The sequence below is a fragment of the Aquirufa sp. genome, assembly GCF_044239315.1.
Taxonomy (GTDB): Bacteria; Bacteroidota; Bacteroidia; order Cytophagales; family Spirosomataceae; genus Aquirufa.
The window spans coordinates 15,932-32,679 of the sequence record NZ_JBIIBQ010000008.1; the positions used below are offsets into that span (position 1 = coordinate 15,932).

Annotated in this window: 12 protein-coding genes; 6 read left to right on the forward strand and 6 right to left on the reverse strand. The window is 41.9% G+C overall.

What is annotated here, in order from left to right; all coding sequences use genetic code 11:
* Positions 1 to 42 precede the first annotated feature (42 nt).
* Positions 43 to 702, forward strand: coding sequence for a peptide-methionine (S)-S-oxide reductase MsrA (gene msrA, locus ACILP5_RS04330; RefSeq protein ID WP_395617430.1), 660 nt, complete (start codon positions 43 to 45; stop codon positions 700 to 702).
* On the opposite strand, the gene ACILP5_RS04335 is transcribed toward msrA, so the two are convergent.
* Positions 699 to 3,404 carry a putative LPS assembly protein LptD gene (locus tag ACILP5_RS04335; protein ID WP_395617431.1) on the reverse strand — a complete coding sequence of 902 codons (2,706 nt, stop codon included), beginning with the start codon at positions 3,402 to 3,404 and terminating at the stop codon, positions 699 to 701. The genes msrA and ACILP5_RS04335 overlap by 4 nt on opposite strands.
* Before the next feature lie 91 nt (positions 3,405 to 3,495).
* On the opposite strand from ACILP5_RS04335, the gene ACILP5_RS04340 reads away from it, so the two are divergent.
* The 4 genes from ACILP5_RS04340 to ACILP5_RS04355 are packed head-to-tail and all read left to right on the forward strand — an operon-like array spanning position 3,496 to position 9,057.
* Positions 3,496 to 4,293: an N-acetylmuramoyl-L-alanine amidase gene (locus tag ACILP5_RS04340; protein ID WP_395617432.1), complete on the forward strand. Its 798-nt coding sequence runs from the start codon at positions 3,496 to 3,498 to the stop codon at positions 4,291 to 4,293.
* 5 nt (positions 4,294 to 4,298) lie between these two features.
* Positions 4,299 to 5,246 (forward strand): MlaD family protein, encoded by a 948-nt coding sequence (locus ACILP5_RS04345; RefSeq protein WP_395617433.1) that lies wholly within the window; start codon positions 4,299 to 4,301, stop codon positions 5,244 to 5,246.
* 5 nt (positions 5,247 to 5,251) lie between these two features.
* Entirely contained in the window at positions 5,252 to 6,073 is an 822-nt protein-coding gene (prmA, locus tag ACILP5_RS04350; RefSeq protein ID WP_395617434.1) for a 50S ribosomal protein L11 methyltransferase, read from the forward strand.
* Between the two features lie 47 nt (positions 6,074 to 6,120).
* Entirely contained in the window at positions 6,121 to 9,057 is a 2,937-nt protein-coding gene (locus tag ACILP5_RS04355; RefSeq protein WP_395617435.1) for a DEAD/DEAH box helicase, read from the forward strand.
* Here the strand turns inward: ACILP5_RS04355 and ACILP5_RS04360 are convergent.
* Complete coding sequence (locus ACILP5_RS04360) at positions 9,049 to 9,714, reverse strand: metal-dependent transcriptional regulator (RefSeq protein ID WP_395617436.1); 666 nt, start codon at positions 9,712 to 9,714, stop codon at positions 9,049 to 9,051. The two genes, ACILP5_RS04355 and ACILP5_RS04360, sit on opposite strands and share 9 nt — an antisense overlap.
* 72 nt (positions 9,715 to 9,786) lie before the next feature.
* Here ACILP5_RS04360 and ACILP5_RS04365 point away from each other — a divergent pair, with 72 nt between their 5' ends.
* The gene (locus tag ACILP5_RS04365; protein WP_395617437.1) at positions 9,787 to 11,109 is read left to right on the forward strand and encodes an Nramp family divalent metal transporter; all 1,323 of its coding nucleotides are present in this window, start codon (positions 9,787 to 9,789) and stop codon (positions 11,107 to 11,109) included.
* Here the strand turns inward: ACILP5_RS04365 and ribD are convergent.
* The 4 genes from ribD to ACILP5_RS04385 all read right to left on the reverse strand — a co-directional run bounded on the left by ribD (position 11,057) and on the right by ACILP5_RS04385 (position 16,748).
* Positions 11,057 to 12,040, reverse strand: a complete 984-nt coding sequence (gene ribD, locus ACILP5_RS04370; protein WP_395617438.1) for a bifunctional diaminohydroxyphosphoribosylaminopyrimidine deaminase/5-amino-6-(5-phosphoribosylamino)uracil reductase RibD — start codon at positions 12,038 to 12,040, stop codon at positions 11,057 to 11,059. The two genes, ACILP5_RS04365 and ribD, sit on opposite strands and share 53 nt — an antisense overlap.
* The gene (locus ACILP5_RS04375) at positions 12,030 to 15,104 is read right to left on the reverse strand and encodes an efflux RND transporter permease subunit (RefSeq protein WP_395617439.1); all 3,075 of its coding nucleotides are present in this window, start codon (positions 15,102 to 15,104) and stop codon (positions 12,030 to 12,032) included. The genes ribD and ACILP5_RS04375 overlap by 11 nt, the downstream gene beginning before the upstream one ends.
* 7 nt (positions 15,105 to 15,111) lie before the next feature.
* Positions 15,112 to 16,203, reverse strand: a complete 1,092-nt coding sequence (locus tag ACILP5_RS04380) for an efflux RND transporter periplasmic adaptor subunit (RefSeq protein WP_395617440.1) — start codon at positions 16,201 to 16,203, stop codon at positions 15,112 to 15,114.
* A gap of 62 nt (positions 16,204 to 16,265) precedes the next feature.
* Positions 16,266 to 16,748: an Lrp/AsnC family transcriptional regulator gene (locus ACILP5_RS04385; RefSeq protein ID WP_395617441.1), complete on the reverse strand. Its 483-nt coding sequence runs from the start codon at positions 16,746 to 16,748 to the stop codon at positions 16,266 to 16,268.

Genomic DNA, 16,748 nt, shown 5'->3' on the forward strand with positions numbered 1-16,748 from the left:
GGTAATTTGGGAAGCGAAATTAGTGCTAAAAAATAATATAAGATGAAAAAGATCTCAAAAATTACATTAATTGTGTTGAGCATCATCACAAGCGCTTTTCATTTTTCTTGTGGAAGCGCGGCAGAGCAAGGTGGGTCAATTCAAAAAAATCAAGCAAATAAGATGGATCAGAAATTAGAGAAAATTACGTTTGGAGCTGGATGCTTCTGGTGTGTTGAGGCTGTTTTTCAGCGTGTGAAAGGGGTTAAATTAGTTACATCTGGCTATATGGGTGGTAAGATGAAGAATCCAACCTACCGGGAGGTTTGTTCCGGACTTACAGGTCATGCGGAGGTTTGTCAATTAAGCTACGATCCGAGGGAAGTGAGTGTTGCGACCTTGTTGGAGATTTTTTGGCAGACACATGATCCTACTACTTTAAATAGACAAGGAGCAGATACGGGTACGCAATACCGAAGTGCGGTATTTTTCCATACTCCAGAACAGCAAAAAGAGGCAGAGTCCTGGAGGCAAAAACTAAATGATCAACGTGTTTTTCCTAATCCTATAGTAACCGAGATTACACCGGCGTCAGAATTTTATGTCGCTGAGGATTACCATCAGAATTATTTCAATGAGAATGGGACGGAACCTTACTGCCAAATCGTCATCAAACCTAAGATGGATAAATTCTTGAAAGCCTTTAAATCCAAGTTAAACTAGAATCCACCTTTGTCATAGAAGCTGCGTCTACGCGAAAGCTTTAAGTCTTGAAGCAGGGTTGATTTAACCCTCAGGTCAAATGAATAATTACTTGCACGCCCAAAGAATGGGCTAGCAATTGGGGTCCAGTTAAAATTCATCTCCCAGCAATGCAAGTCGCGGTGAACGGACATGTTTGTGTAGGTTAATCCTTTGTACTTAAAATCAAATCCAGAATTCATGGAGATTTTCCATTTTTCGGAAATACTGATGTCACCTTGGAAACTGAGACCACTAATATTTTGTGGGGAAGCTAACCCAGTCTTATTCATACTGAATTGATAGGAGAAAGAGAAATTCCAAGGCACATTCCAGTCGATAAAATCGTCTAGATTTCGGTTAATTTGATTCATCTGTGCATCACTAGCATTTTTATTTTCCTTCGGTTTAGGCTTTGTAGGTGAGAAGCGTCGACCTATAGAGAAATTAAATCCTTGCAAGCGCGCTAATCCTGCTCCTTGGCTGTACATTAAATCTGGAGTCCTTCTCCCGACATCAAAAAACAACGGATCCTTTACATATAAATAGGGATCAAAGCTACCACTCAAATTGATGTCAAACTCCTTCACCCTTGACGCTGCATTAAATCCAATGTTAGATAAGCCAAATTCTTTTGCCAATAAATTATAGCTTCCGCTGATACCGAAATTATCCAGAATTCTAACCTTCTCGGTGAGCATGCTTGCGGTATCCGACTTGGTCTTCAATTTCGCTTCTAACGTATTTTGAATACCAAAAGAAATGGCTCCTGAAGCCCCTCCATAACTTAATGTACGTGGATCAAATGTGCTTATGCGCCTAATATCACCTATTTGTTCTTTCCCTTCGGTATTAATGAATTTCCGGTTGTTGATTCTTACATCTTGGAAAAAGCCAAAATTAGGGTCTGAATAATCTGGGGTATAACTTAAACTAACAGCGGGAACCATCGTATGGCGAATGGCTTCTAAACGACCCTTTTTAAAACGCAAAGTTCCAAATAACCGGGTATTCATACCCGCTGAGTAGGAAATTTGGGAGTTAAATTTAGGTAAGCCACCTACTGTATCAATTCTGACTGTTGAATCTGCCGGCACGTAGGTGTATTTGTACGATCTTGTGTACATATTACCAGACAAGGCTACTCCTGGTGTTAGATTGATATGTTTCGTTAACTTCAAATTAGGCAAGGATAGTGGGATGCTATAATTAAATTTTGTCTGGGCTTTTTCCCAAAGAATCGGAAGCGTACTCGCATCCACAGGAATTACTCCAGCGGGTACATCATTCGCACCTGTTGGAATAAATGGTCTTTGGATGGTTCCCCTTAGCGAATTAGAAGAACGGGGAAATACATCGAATTCGTAGCGTGTATATGGATCACCTACCTGGTTAGTCATTGAAATACCACCAGAAAAGTCTAAACCGATTCGGAATTGATCAATGAAGCGATCTCCAAGTGAGTTTTTCTTTTTGAATGGCTGAATTTGGTTTAGGCCAAAGTTAAAATCAGTTCCTGCATCAAATACGCGCGTACTCGTGTTTTGGTTGATTCGAAGGCTGACACTTGTGCGAATTGTTTGACCAAAATTTTTGGAATATTGAACGGATGAACCAATTGTATTTGAAAGGTATTGCTGCGTATTAAATGAATTGAACTGGTTATAGGAATTAGAGGCAAGATTCACAGAGGCGGAAAAACTAGAATTTCCTAAGCTTCGTGGTGAGTGAGCCCATTGAAGTGCAAAGTCCGTTCTTTTTGTGGGATTAAATTCGTCCCCATTGGTATTTCGATTTAAAGCTAAATTAAAACTACCTGTATATCGATAGCGTTTATTGTATTGAGAATTAACGCCCAAGCCCCACCCACCTTTTGAGTATACTTGACCCGTAAATCGGATGCCAATATTTTCACTGGCTGCCCAGTAATAGCCACCATCTCGTAAATAAAAACCTCTACCAGTGGGCTCTTCACCATAGGTAGGCATAAGAATACCTGATTTTCCAGCCTCTTTTGGTTGGGAATAAGGGAAAAAGCCAAAGGGTAAACCGATGGGCAATGGGATATCATTTAGTTCAAAATGAAATGGTCCTGAAACGATCTCCTTCTTTCCCACCACTTTAATCTTATTCGCTTTAATGTGAAAGTGTGGATGGGTTAAATTACAAGTGGTATAAATGGCATTTCGGATGTAGAGATTTTCCTCTTCATCTTTTTTGACATTTTTTCCCTGAACAAATCCTTCGCCTTGTTGCGTGACAATTCCTTTAATAATGGCCCGTTTGGTTTTGAAATTATAGCGAATCTCGTCGGAATCGTATTTGTCGCTACCCTGTAAGAATACAGGTAGTCCAATCATTTTTTTCGTCAGTGTATCCTGTGTTCCAATGGCGTAAACCTCATTCTTAGCCCAATCTAGACGTATATAATTAGCCTCTAGAGAGATTTCACCGTATTTTACTTTGGCACCTCCATACAGATTAACGATTTGTTTTTCCGCATCTAATATTGTGGAGTCTAGCGCAGAATAGAAAACGGTAGTCTCTAATTTAGCGGCCGTGTCTTTAGGAATGGATTTTTGTAAAGTATCCGTCGAGATAATCCTTTGCGCTTTCACTTCTGAAATAGAGGCAAAAAGGACAAACAGCGTAATAAAAAGGTAATATGTGGATTTCTTTACCAAATGGAATTTAAAAATTATATTTGTACTTATTAAATACAAGCCTACAAAATTACATCTTTGCTTGTTATCAACGTGTAACAATTAGAAAATAATGTTTAATCAGATAAAATCTATCGTTTTAATTTTTTCGTTGGGTTTATTGCTGACTGCTTGGACACCTAGTGGTTTTCAGAAGGGGGACATTAAGAATCGAATTAAAGTTGTTTGTTTAGACGCTGGTCACGGAGGAAAAGATCCTGGTTGTTCTGGTCCTAAAGGCTCTCATGAGGGGATTGTGACATTAAAAATTATTCAGGAGTTAGGCAAAAAGTTAAAAGCTGCCCATCCTGATATAAAGATTGTCTATACACGCGATACGGATACCTTCATCGAATTAAATGAACGGGCTAATATCGCAAACCGCAATAAAGCTGATTTATTCATTTCAGTGCATTGCAATGCCGCGGTGAATAAAAATGCCTACGGAACAGAAACTTATACGATGGGTTTGCATAAAACAGATGGTAATTTAAATGTAGCGAAGCGAGAGAACTCGGTTATCTTGCAGGAGAAGGATTACCAGAAGACCTATGATGGTTTTGATCCTAGTTCTCCATTAGCTCATATTATGATGGCAAATTACCAGAGTGCATTCATGGCAAGTTCGGTAAAATTTGCTTCGAAAGTTGAGGAACAATTTTCCAAGACCTATCAACGTAAGAGTTTTGGGGTAAAACAAGCTGGATTTTTAGTAATTTGGCGTACGGCAATGCCCAGTGTATTAGTAGAGACGGGATTTTTAACGAACCCGGAGGAAGAGACTTATTTAGCTTCTGAGAAAGGACAAGGCGAGGTAGCCACTGCGATTGCCACTGCGTTTAAAGCATACAAAGAAGAAATCGAAAAATAGATACAATGTTCAAAAGCAATGAATTAAAAGTAGGGTTTTTGGCATTATTAGCCTTCTTAATCCTCTATTTCGGATTTAATTTTCTAAAAGGGAACGACGTATTCTCCTCAGCTCGTATCTATTACGTAGAATATGAAAATGTAGATGGATTGATGGTTTCAAACCAGGTAATGGTAAATGGAATTGAAGTAGGGAAGGTGAAGAAAGTCGAGATTCAACCCACTAAGGCAAATAAAATTCTCGTTACGCTGCGATTTAGTCAGGACATCGTCATCCCAGATAAAACAGTGGCTGTACTTTCAGATGGAGCCTTATTAGGAGGTAAAATTATTCGTTTGCGATTAGAGGGGAAAGGCAATTTGCCTGAAGATTCTTTCTTGAAAGGTGAAACAGAGGTAGGAGTAACATCCTTGTTAAAAGAACGGGCTATTCCTGTGATTGCAAATGCGGACTCTTTATTAGTTTCTTTCCGCCAAATCTCCACTAAGTTTGATAATACTGGAACGTATTTGAATACCTTGTTGAAAACATCTAATGAGACGGTTTCTAATATCAATGGTTCCGTAAATGGAATCGTAGCTGATAACCGCGCAAATGTGGCGCAAATCTCTGCTAATATGAAAATATTATCTGCAGATTTGATGGAGACAGAGAAGCAATTACGTCCTTTATTGACGAAATTCAATACAGTAGCGGACTCTTTACAGGCTTTAAGAATTGGCAAAACGTTAAGAGAAGTGGATTTGGCCGTCGTTTCATTGAAGAAAATTGTGCAAGGTTTAGAACGAGGAGAAGGAACTGCGGGTAAATTAATCAAGAACGATAGTTTATATGTAGGATTAAACAAAACACTAGTGGATCTAGACAAGCTCTTGCTTGATTTTAGATTGCAACCTAAGCGCTATATCGGTATTTCTGTTTTCGGAAAGAAAAATACGCCCCCTTCTAATTAATTTCTATGTCTACGATTCAAGTGAAAATTACAGCCAGTCCTGAGCTGTCTGATATTTTAGTCGCTGAGCTAGGCGAAATTCAATTCGATATATTTGAAGATTCCGATACCGGTGTGGTTGCCTATTGCCCGGAGGTAGATTTTTCTGAAGAAGCCTTGACAGAAATCATGTCTCGCTATGGTTTAATGACCTACGAAACGAATCGCATCGAGAAGCAAAATTGGAATGAGGTGTGGGAGAGCAATTATGATCCCATTCGAATTGAAGATTTAGTCTTAATTCGCGCGAGTTTTCATCCTTCTGAACCAGGATTTCAAATGGAGGTGGTGATTAATCCCAAAATGTCATTTGGCACTGGTCACCACGAAACAACTTCGTTGATGACTGCAGCACTATTTGATTTCGATTTGGCTGGTAAAAGTGTGTTAGATGCTGGAACGGGAACCGGGTTGTTGGCTTTTGTGGCAAAGAAGCGTGGTGCTGGTTTCGTGCGTGGTTTTGACATTGACGAATGGTCAGTCGAGAATTCGTTGGAGAATGCGGGATTAAATGACTGTGAAGAAATTCCTTTTGGACTGGGCACTATCGTGGACGAAGATGACACACAATACGATGTTCTTTTAGCTAATATCAATCGCAATATCTTACTTGCTGAAATGGCTGAATATGCCGTTCGCATTAAGCCCGACGGCCTACTATTTTTGAGTGGTTTCTATACCGAAGACATTCCACTTTTACTGGAATCCGCTGAAAAGCAGCAACTTAATTTTATAGCACAGGCATCAAAAAACAACTGGGCTTGCTTGCAATTGAGAAAAAAACCTTAATTTTAAAGGTTTGACTCTTGTAATCCGAGAAATCGGGTGTTTTAAAAATGAAAATCTCCCCTAACAAACCTTTCCAGGTTGTTTATTCTTTGTTGTCTCACGAATGCCTTGGATATTTGTTCGAAGTCTTTGTGGTGCAATTAAATGAAAAGAGTCAGTTGACATGGGAGTACCAAACGCTTACTTCCCGGAATTTTCACGAATTTGAACATGCGCTAGATGACCGTGATCGCACGGCCGTAGGTTTGATCGAGAGCATGAAACCCGTAGCCGTTTTCGAAAAGTTCAATACCTCGAAGCGGAAGACGATGGAGGAATTCTTTTTGAAGACTTGGGATGCGGAGAAAGGGGAGAAAGAGATTCAAGAGGCGGTGATGTCCGTGATTGAGAAAAAAAGAGGTCAAGTTTTTGGATTAATCTGTCCAGATAAGACGCTTTTCATCATGGGAAATGATGGAAATCCGATGCGTCAAGCCGTGCAAATCGAAGCGGAGGCGGTAGATGTCTTGTTTCACTTCATGCGTAATGAGGAGAATACACATTATTTTCCTACGCTTAAGTACCTAGGTAATAAGCTCGAGTTCCAGTACAAAGACGCGGTCGTTTTATGCGATGAGCCGGCTTGGATGCTGATGAACCAAAAATTATACCACTTCAATCCAGAATTAGAGGGCAAAAAATTGCGCCCATTCTTAAATAAGAAATTCGTTGCGATTCCCAAGAACATGGAAGAAGATTACTTCCGCAAATTTGTGAAGGCAATGGTAGCTCGTTATCCGGTGCATGCAAAAGGGTTCGAGATTACGAATACAGAAAAACCGGTTCAATTCTTACTTTCTTATGGTCCTTTGGCGCCTAAGCTAGAAGAGTCAGAGTTGATGAAAAAGAAGGCAGCCCTAGAAGCAGCAGATCGCTGGTATTTTGTGCTCTCCTTTCAATATGGCAATAACCGCTTTCCTTGGGATGGATTATCCTCTGAGGCTAACGTACTTTTTGAGAAGAAAGCGGATAGTTTTGCCTTCCAAAAGATCATGCGTTCACACGTAAAGGAAAAACGCGCTTTTCAACAACTGAAGACCTTAGGTCTAAAGATGGAGAACGATGGACGTGCCTTTATGCAACGTGGTGAGGCGGTTCAGTGGTTAACGGCGAACAAAGAAGCTTTGGATCAAGCAGCATTTGTGGTGCAGTTCAAAGGGGATGGTCAAGCTCCCCGCTATTTCTTAGGAAAGCCAGAAATCAATATTCGCATTGGTGAAAAACTAGACTGGTTTGACATTCAAGCCATTATTTCGTTTGGGGAGTTCCAAATTCCCTTCTTGAAAATTCGTCAGTTGATCTTACAAAAGAAGAAAGAATTCCATCTGCCGGACGGGTCCATTGCGATGATTCCGGATAATTGGTTCCATGATTACCAAGATCTATTCTATTTCTCCGAGACACGTCCCGGAGAAGAAGGCGTGTTCTTGCGTCGTCAACATTACCAGCTAGTTCAAGAGTGGGAGAATCAGGATCTAGTGAAGACAGCCTTGCGCTCGAAAACGGTGAACGATTTAGCGCTCGAAGCGAAAGAATATCCTGTACCTAAGAACTTTAAAGGAACTTTACGTCCTTATCAATTGGAAGGCTACCGTTGGATGCGCACGCGTCAGGCGGCTGGCTTAGGGGCTTGTTTAGCGGATGATATGGGTCTTGGAAAAACGGTGCAGACCCTATGTTTATTACAGAGCCTGAAGGAACAAGGCGAGACCTTGCCTACTTTGCTCGTGATGCCTACTTCTCTTTTATATAACTGGGAGATGGAGGCGAAGAAATTTACACCGCAGTTACGCGTTTTAGTCTATAGCGGGCCACAAAGAGAGAAATTGCAGGCGCAAATCGGAAAGGTTGACCTACTATTGTGCTCATTCGGTATGGTGCGTTCGGACATTGAATGGTTCGAAAAGCAAGCCTTCTCGTACGTGATATTAGATGAGTCCCAGGCGATAAAGAATCCTTTAGCGAATATTACCAAAGCCGTTCAGAAATTAAATGCGAAATTCCGCCTTGTCATGACGGGAACTCCGTTAGAGAATTCGACGATGGATCTTTGGTCCCAAATGAATTTCGTGAATACCGGATTACTCGGAACCCAACGTTATTTCAAGGACCATTTCCAATTGCCTATCGAGAAGAAGGCTGATATGGAGAAGAAAAAGCGTCTATATTTCTTAATTAAGCCTTATTTATTACGTCGCGAAAAACGTCAGGTAGCGGCTGATTTACCTGAGAAAATGGAATCGGTGACGTATTGCTCGATGACCGAGGAGCAGGAGCGCTTATACGATAAGACGAAATCGTTCTACCGTGACGTATTATTGAAGCAGATTAAGGACGAAGGTTTACAAAAATCGCGCTTCTCTGTCTTGCAGGGTTTGACAAAATTGCGTCAGCTTGCGAACCATCCATCGCTGTGCGAGGAAGGCTATACTGGCGATTCAGGAAAAATGGAAGCCGTTTTAGAAAAATTAGAGACGGTCTTAGAGCAGCACCATAAGGTGTTAATCTTTAGTCAATTTGTGCAGCACTTGAACTTGATCAAAGCGGCCCTAGAAGAACGTGGAATTGCCTATGCGTACCTAGATGGTAGTACGGTAGACCGGAAGGGTCAAGTAGAAAGTTTCCAAAAGGATGATGGGCAATCCGTTTTCTTAATCTCCTTAAAGGCAGGTGGGGTAGGATTGAACTTAACCGCGGCAGATTACGTGTTCTTGTTAGATCCGTGGTGGAATCCAGCAGCGGAGGCTCAGGCCATTGACCGTGCACACCGTATAGGCCAAAAGAAAACCGTATTCACCTATAAGTTCATTTCGAAAGAAACGGTGGAAGAGAAGATTCTGGCGTTACAACAACGCAAAAAGGATTTAGCTTCAGAGCTTGTGACATCCGATGAGAGTATCCTACGCGCTTTGAGCGAAGACGAGGTACTCGATTTATTAAGCTAAGATTTTTACGAGGATATTTTTCGCCACTTCATGACTAATGAAAATGGGAGCTGTGTCGTTAATCGAAACGAAGATAGATCGGTCGAATTCGTTGATCTCTTTTATGTCTAACTTTGCCCCTAAATTCAGATTTAATTTAGTTAATAACTGAAGGAATACGGCTGAATCTTGTGCCACCCCCATCAGTTTACAGGTTTTAGTTGCCTTGATATCAGATAGATGAGAATAGGCTAATTCAGGTAGAATTCCGTCCTTGTTTGGGATGGGATCGCCGTGTGGATCCGTCTTAGGGAAACCGAGGTATTCATCTAATTTGTTTACTAATTGATCTGATTCGATGTGCTCGAGTTGTTCTGCAATTTCGTGCACCTCATCCCAATTAAAGCCCATTTTGTCTACTAAGAAGACTTCCCAAAGTCGGTGCTTTCGTACAATCGACAACGCAATTTTTTCGCCCTCTGCACTTAGACGAACCCCTTGGTATTTTTGGTAATTCACCCAGCCTTTATCGGCAAGTTTACGCAACATATCCGTCACCGATGCGGCTTTCGTCTGCATTAACTCTGCGACTGCGTTCGTTGAAATGTCCTCAGAAGTTGCCTCTGAGAGCCTGTGAATAACCTTTAAGTAGTTTTCCTCTGTGAATGAAATTGCCATGCGGTAAAGATAGCAAATTAAATTTTTAGGTTAATCTAAAAATTATTTTTAAATTGTACAAAATTTTGAGTTATGTCGAGTCCATGGCGTTCTAGTCCTAAAATGAAATCCCTCTCCGAAGTGTTTGGGACGATTCCCGTGCCTACGGGGAATGGATTTTGGAAGAATTTACGTGCATTCATGGGACCGGGCTTTTTAGTTGCGGTAGGCTATATGGATCCGGGTAACTGGGCGACGGATTTAGCAGGAGGAGCCTCCTTCGGATATACGTTGTTATCTGTCATCCTTATTTCAAGCATTTTTGCGATTGTTTTACAGCATTTAGCCTTAAAGTTAGGGGTCGCTTCAGGTCGCGATTTAGCTCAGGCTTGTGGGGATGCCTTTTCTAAACCGGTGGCTATTTTTCTCTGGGTGGTCTGTGAAATTGCCATTGCAGCTTGCGATTTAGCCGAAGTTATCGGGTCAGCATTAGCGTTGCAATTGCTCTTCGGAATCCCGATTCTGGCCGGTATTGTCATCACAATATTAGATGTTTTTCTGATTTTATACTTCCAAAACAAGGGCTTCAAAGTCATCGAATCCATCGTTTTATCCTTGCTCATTGTCATCGTCTGCTGCTTTGCCTATGAGTTGTTTATTTCTCAGCCTTCTATTTCGGGCATAATGGCAGGCCTTGTTCCGCAATCCTCCGTCGTGATGAATCCAAGCCAACTCTACGTGGCGATTGGTATTTTAGGTGCGACAGTGATGCCTCATAACTTGTATTTACACTCGAGTATCGTCCAAACCAGGGCCATCAAGGACACGGAAGAGGATAAGGAGAAAGCCATTAAATATGCTACCTGGGATTCGACGATTTCCTTAGGTTTAGCCTTTTTTATTAATGCGGGGATATTAATCTTAGCGGCAGCTGCTTTCCACGGGAACAATTTGACGCACGTTGCTGATATTCGGGATGCCTATCAATTATTGGATCCAGTATTAGGTAGTCAGCTCGCTAGTATCCTGTTCGCTGTAGCCCTTTTAGCTTCAGGCCAAAACGCTACCCTCACCGGAACCCTAGCCGGCCAAATCGTCATGGAAGGTTTCCTAGATCTACGGATTGCCCCTTGGTTAAGGCGTTTGATTACGCGTTTGATTGCTATCATTCCGGCCTTTTTCATTACCTGGATTTACGGTGAATCGAAGATAGGGGAGCTGTTGGTTTTCTCTCAGGTCATCTTATCAATGCAGTTGAGCTTTGCGGTAATTCCGCTAGTCATGTTTACTGGGGATAAACAGAAGATGGGTAAGTTCGCAAATTCACCTCTGTTACAAGGAATCGTTTGGGTGATCACTGCGATTATTCTGGGCTTGAATATGTACTTGCTGGGGCAGGTTTTAGGACTGCTTTAAACCAGGTATCATCCCCTAGGTAATCGATCGCTCGCCATTTCACAGGTAGTTTCGGCTCAGGAATTCCTTCATTTAATGATTTAGGACTTCTTATTTTCCAAATCTCATCCACAATACCCTCCACAAACAATCTTTCCATCGTCTTCGCTCCTCCTTCTACTAGGATTGATTGAATTCCAAGCTGTGGTATTTCCGAAGTGGACTTTAAAACACGTGTTTCCCCGCCATCCTGTAGGACTTTTGCCGTTGAGGGTATTCTGCCAGACGGATCTAAGACGATTCGGATGGGATTCGTACCAGCCACCAAACGAGTGGTTAAAGAAGGATTATCGTTGATGATCGTTTGAACGCCTACTAAAATTCCTTGGTGCTCTGCTCGCATTTGATGTACGCGAATGGCTGAAAGTTCAGTAGATATTTGAACGGGGACACCCGATGGGCCTGCGATGAAGCCATCGGAACTAACCGCGTATTTGAAGGTAATATAGGGCCTTCTTAGTCGATGGAAGGTGAAGAAATGGCGATTCATCCATTCACCTGTTTCGGCCAGTAGTCCGATATGGCAGGTGATACCCGCCGCCTCTAGTTTCTCTACTCCTTTACCCGCTACGAGTGGATTAGGATCCAAGTTTGCGATGTAGACTCTAGCGATGCCAGATTGAATCAATAAATCTGCACAGGGGGGTGTTTTGCCAAAATGCGAGCAAGGTTCTAAAGTCACAAAGGCTGTCGCGCCTTCAACTGATTCGCTAGCGTTATGAATCGCATTCACTTCAGCATGTGGACCTCCAAACTGTTGGTGATAACCTTCACCTATGATGTGCTCGTCTTTAACGATTACACAGCCTACTAAAGGATTAGGTGCAACACGCCCTGAGCCTAATAGGGCTAGGTCAAAGGCGCGTTGCATCCAAATTTCTTTATTCGGCATGTACTGGTTTGCGGTTACTCGATAAATAACTGTAAATCGCTGGAATGATGTACAAGGTTAAGGTTGTAGAGAATAACATGCCACCTACTACCGCGATACCCATAGAAACTCTACTTTGAGATCCTGAACCTAGAGCTAAGGCAATTGGCAAAATACCTAAGATGGTACAAAGCGAGGTCATGATAATCGGACGGAAACGAGCAACTGCCGCTTCTTGAACCGCTTTTGTTTTCTCTGAACCGGTCTCCTTCCGCTGGTTCGCGAACTCCACGATCAAGATACCATTTTTGGTTACTAGACCGATGAGGACGATGATACCAATTTGGGAGAAAATATTCAATGTTTGGCTAAAGTCCCAAAGCGTTAATAAGGCACCTGCCACTGCTAATGGAACGGTAAACAAGATGATAAATGGATCGATAAAGCTTTCGAATTGGGCAGAAAGGATTAAATAGATCAATAAAATCGCTAAAGCAAAGGCGAAAAGAAGGGAAGAGCTAGACTCTTTGAATTCCTTACTTTGGCCATCATAAGCAGTAGAGAAAGATACGTCAAAAGTCTCCTTCGCTAATTTATCCATCTCGTTTAGGGCTTCCCCTAAGGTTACCCCTTTCGCCATTTGCGCGGTCACCGTAGCGGCCACGTAGCGGTTATAGCGGAAAAGTTGCGGCGGCGTACTTTGCTCCGTAATCTTTACTAAATTGTCCAATTGGATCAAATCACCCCGGTTATTTTTCACATAAAGTGACTTTAAATCGGTCACATCATTCCGCATCGGACGGTCGATCTGACCGATGATTTGGTATTGTTTACCATCCATCACGAAGTAGCCAAAACGTCTACCAGATAAACCTAATTGTAAGGTTGTCGCCACATCTTGAATGGAAATCCCCAAATTTTGCGCTTTATCTCGGTTGATTTCTAGACGTAATTCTGGCTTAGTAAAACGTAGGTTGACATCTGCCACCTCGAACTTCGAACTCTCGCGTACTTTAGCCATGAACAAGGGGATGTTCTTTTTCAAGCTTTCGAAGGTTGATGCTTGAATAACGAAAGCCACCGGCAGACCGCCACCTCCACGCTGACCTGTAGAAAGGGTAGGTTCTTGAATTAAAGTAGCACGCGCACCCGTAAATTTCTTAATCTTTGGCTGAATTTCTTCCGCAATTTGTTGCTGCGTTCTGCGACCTTCCGGATCAGCTAAAATCACTCTCATAGTTCCTGTATTCGAACCACCACTTCCAAAAGGAGGGGAGGTAATCGAATAAACAGCATAGCGTTCTTTAGCAGGGATGGCGGTCATTAAGAATTTGGCCATCTCATCCGTGTAGTTCAGCATATATTCAAAGGTTGCCCCTTCTGGAGCCACCGCATTTACACGAAGACCACCTCGATCCTCTAACGGAGCTAATTCCGATGGAATCGCTTCGTATTTAAATAGGGCAAAAATAATGCCAAACAGGGAGAACATAATCACCCAAGCCATCCAGCGAATCTTAATAAAGGCGGCTAGCGAATCTTGATATCCTTTTGTTAAAGCAACAAAGAAGGGTTCGGTTACGGTATAGAACCAGGGTTTCGTATGGTTTCCTTTTAATAAACGCGAGCTTAACATCGGGGTTAAGGTCAAGGAAACAAAGGCAGAAATAATCACAGAACCTGCCACCACAATTCCGAATTCACGGAATAAACGCCCCGTAATTCCTTGCAAGAAAATCACCGGTAAGAATACCGCAGCAAGGGTTACAGTCGTCGAAATGACAGCAAAATAGATCTCTTTCGACCCTTCGACCGCGGCTTCCCACGGGCTAAGGCCCTCTTCAATTTTGGTATAAATATTCTCTAATACCACAATCGCATCATCCACTACGAGTCCAATCGAAAGTACGATACCTAATAAGGTCAATACGTTGATAGAGAAGCCTGCTAAATACATAAAGAAGAATACCCCGATCAAACTGACCGGAATAGCGGTTAATGGGATGATGGTTGATCTCCAGTCACGCAGGAACAAGAAGATAATGATGGTCACCAATAAAATCGCCGTCAAGATAGTCTCTTCCACCTCTTCAATTGATTTGCGAACATATTTCGTATTATCAAAACCTTCCTTCATTTCCACATCAGCTGGCAAAGTCAAGCGAATTTGTTCTACTTTTTTATGGATGGCATCAACGATTTGAATTTGGTTTGAGCCTGGCTGTGGAATAACGGCGATGGAAATCATCGGCTTTAAATCACGCTTAAAAAAGGTTTTATTGTTTTCTGGCGATAATTCTGCTCTACCTACGTCCGAGAATTTCACCGAGCGATCGCCTTCCTCCTTGATAATCAAATTATTGAAATCCTCCTCTGTGGTCATTCGACCTTGCGTTCTCACAGTTAATTCTGTATTCGCCCCTTCGATACTACCTGAAGGCAATTCGATGTTTTGTTTTGCCAAAGCATTCACAATATCAGGTGCAGTCAAACGGAACGAAGCTAAGCGTTCTGGATCGATGTGCAAACGCATGGCATATTTCTGCTCTCCCCATAATTGGACAGAGCTTACGCCAGGAATCGTTTGAAACTTTTCCTTAATATTACGCGTAGCTAATTCATTTAATGACAGCAAGTTACGCGTAGAAGAGAATACGTTAATGTTATAAATAGGGTTAGCGTCCGCATCGGCTTTCGCTACGATAGGTGGATCTACGTCCTTAGGCAATTGCCCCATCGAGCGAGATACCCGGTCACGTACGTCGTTCGCTGCATCTTCGATGTTAACCGACAAGTCAAACTCGACGGTGATACTGGAACGTCCATCCCGGCTCGAGCTGGAAAGGGTACGAATACCAGCGATACCATTGATGGACTCCTCTAAAGGCTCCGTGATTTGGGATTCAATAATATCTGCATTTGCTCCAGTATAGGACGTTTGCACGTTTACCACTGGCGGATCTACGGAAGGATATTCCCGAACACCTAAATAGGTATATCCGATGATACCAAATACAATGATCGTGATGGACATCACAATCGCAAGTACCGGTCTTTTTATGCTAATCTCTGAGAAAGATGCCATAGTTAGTTTATTTTACGACTTCTTTAATTTCTACATCCCCATCTGGTTTCACTTGAATGATACCGTTCGTTATCAAGGTATCTCCGATAGCTAAACCATCTAAGATTTCCACTGTCTTGTCTCCACGCGTCCCTAATGTCACTTTCGTAGAAATAGCTTTACCATTTTTAACGACAAAAACTTTGTTTCCTTTTGCCTCAGGAATGATGGATTCGGTCGGTATTAGAATGGCCGATCCTTTTGTTTTTAAGATCAAATTCACTTTTGCAAAGGCTCCCGGAACTAATTGATTTCCAGGATTGGGTGCTTGCGCACGAATTTGCAAGGTTCTTGTTTGTGGGTCTATCTTCGGGTCGATGGCATATACTCGACCGGTAAAGGTCTTCTCCTCGTTCTCCGTTAAAAACTCGATGGTTCCACCATTTTTAACCTGAGTCGCATATTTCGCAGGGATGGAGAATTCGATTTTTGCGGGATTCGTATTAGTCAAGGTCGCAATTTGTGTGCTAGGTGAGATATAACTTCCCATACTCACATAACGGAATCCGATTCTTCCCGCAAAAGGAGCTCGGATTGTTGACTTTAAAATTTGCGCTTTTAAGTCTTCGATGTCTGCCGAAATGGTATTGACCGAGTTCACGGCAATATCATATTCACGTTGAGAGATGGCTTCTTTTTGAAGTAGTACTTTTTGGCGGGCCTCATTATCTTCTGCTAATTTCTTATTAAAACCAAGTTTGCGAAGACGAGCCTGCAAATCATCATCGTTGATGCGTAGTAAAACAGTGCCTTTTGCTACTATATCACCTTCTTTAATGTTAAGTAAAATGATACGTCCAGCGATTTCTGAACGAATTTCGACCTCTTCATTAGGTAAAATAGACCCTGTCGAACTAATCATGTCATCTAAACGAGTCGATTTTACTACGGTCACAATCACGGCTGTTTTGCCTCCTTTGCCACCTGGGCCCCCTTTTTCTTTCCCTTTTTCTTTGGTTTCAGCAGTGAAAAAAGTCTTTTTGATCTTCGGATAAAACGCCAAACCTAAGATCAAGGCAATGGTCAATACCGACAAGATAGTCTTTGTAATTTTATTCATAGTAATAGGTTTTCATACTAAGGTAATCAAATCCGAGGAAAAGTTTACCCTAACTTATAGGCTTAATTGGTTAAAGAATTTGAAATCCAAGGCATAAAGTGCTCATTTTCTACTTCGTTCATGACGAAATGGCTCTGTGCATTGCCAATATTTTTTATGCTCGCTAATTTGTGCAAAATGAATTCACGGTATTCGTCCATGTCTGCAACCACAATTTTTAGAAGAAAATCGCTTTGGCCTGAGACGCAATAGCATTCCGCAACTTCTTCTAGGTTCATTACATCCTTTTCGAATTGGTTCAAATAAGCTGCGGCATGTTCTTTTAAGGAGATATCACAAAAAACGGTTAATGTTTTCCCCAGTTTAGCTGGATTGATCATTGCACGATATCCCGTGATGACACCTTCTTTTTCCATTCGTTTAATACGTTCATGGATAGGAGTGGCACTCATTCCTAGTCGTTGCGCCATCTCTTTATTAGAAAGAAACGCATCTTCGTGTAGAAACGAGAGGATTTTTTTATCGATATCGTCTATTTTTGCCAT

Coding starts and splice junctions, on each gene's coding strand:
- msrA (WP_395617430.1), top strand. CDS start 43: ATGAAAAAGATCTCAAAAATTACATTAATTGTGTTGAGCATCATCACA.
- ACILP5_RS04340 (WP_395617432.1), top strand. CDS start 3,496: ATGTTTAATCAGATAAAATCTATCGTTTTAATTTTTTCGTTGGGTTTA.
- ACILP5_RS04345 (WP_395617433.1), top strand. CDS start 4,299: ATGTTCAAAAGCAATGAATTAAAAGTAGGGTTTTTGGCATTATTAGCC.
- prmA (WP_395617434.1), top strand. CDS start 5,252: ATGTCTACGATTCAAGTGAAAATTACAGCCAGTCCTGAGCTGTCTGAT.
- ACILP5_RS04355 (WP_395617435.1), top strand. CDS start 6,121: ATGAAAATCTCCCCTAACAAACCTTTCCAGGTTGTTTATTCTTTGTTG.
- ACILP5_RS04360 (WP_395617436.1), bottom strand. CDS start 9,714: ATGGCAATTTCATTCACAGAGGAAAACTACTTAAAGGTTATTCACAGG.
- ACILP5_RS04365 (WP_395617437.1), top strand. CDS start 9,787: ATGTCGAGTCCATGGCGTTCTAGTCCTAAAATGAAATCCCTCTCCGAA.
- ribD (WP_395617438.1), bottom strand. CDS start 12,040: ATGCCGAATAAAGAAATTTGGATGCAACGCGCCTTTGACCTAGCCCTA.
- ACILP5_RS04375 (WP_395617439.1), bottom strand. CDS start 15,104: ATGGCATCTTTCTCAGAGATTAGCATAAAAAGACCGGTACTTGCGATT.
- ACILP5_RS04380 (WP_395617440.1), bottom strand. CDS start 16,203: ATGAATAAAATTACAAAGACTATCTTGTCGGTATTGACCATTGCCTTG.
- ACILP5_RS04385 (WP_395617441.1), bottom strand. CDS start 16,748: ATGGCAAAAATAGACGATATCGATAAAAAAATCCTCTCGTTTCTACAC.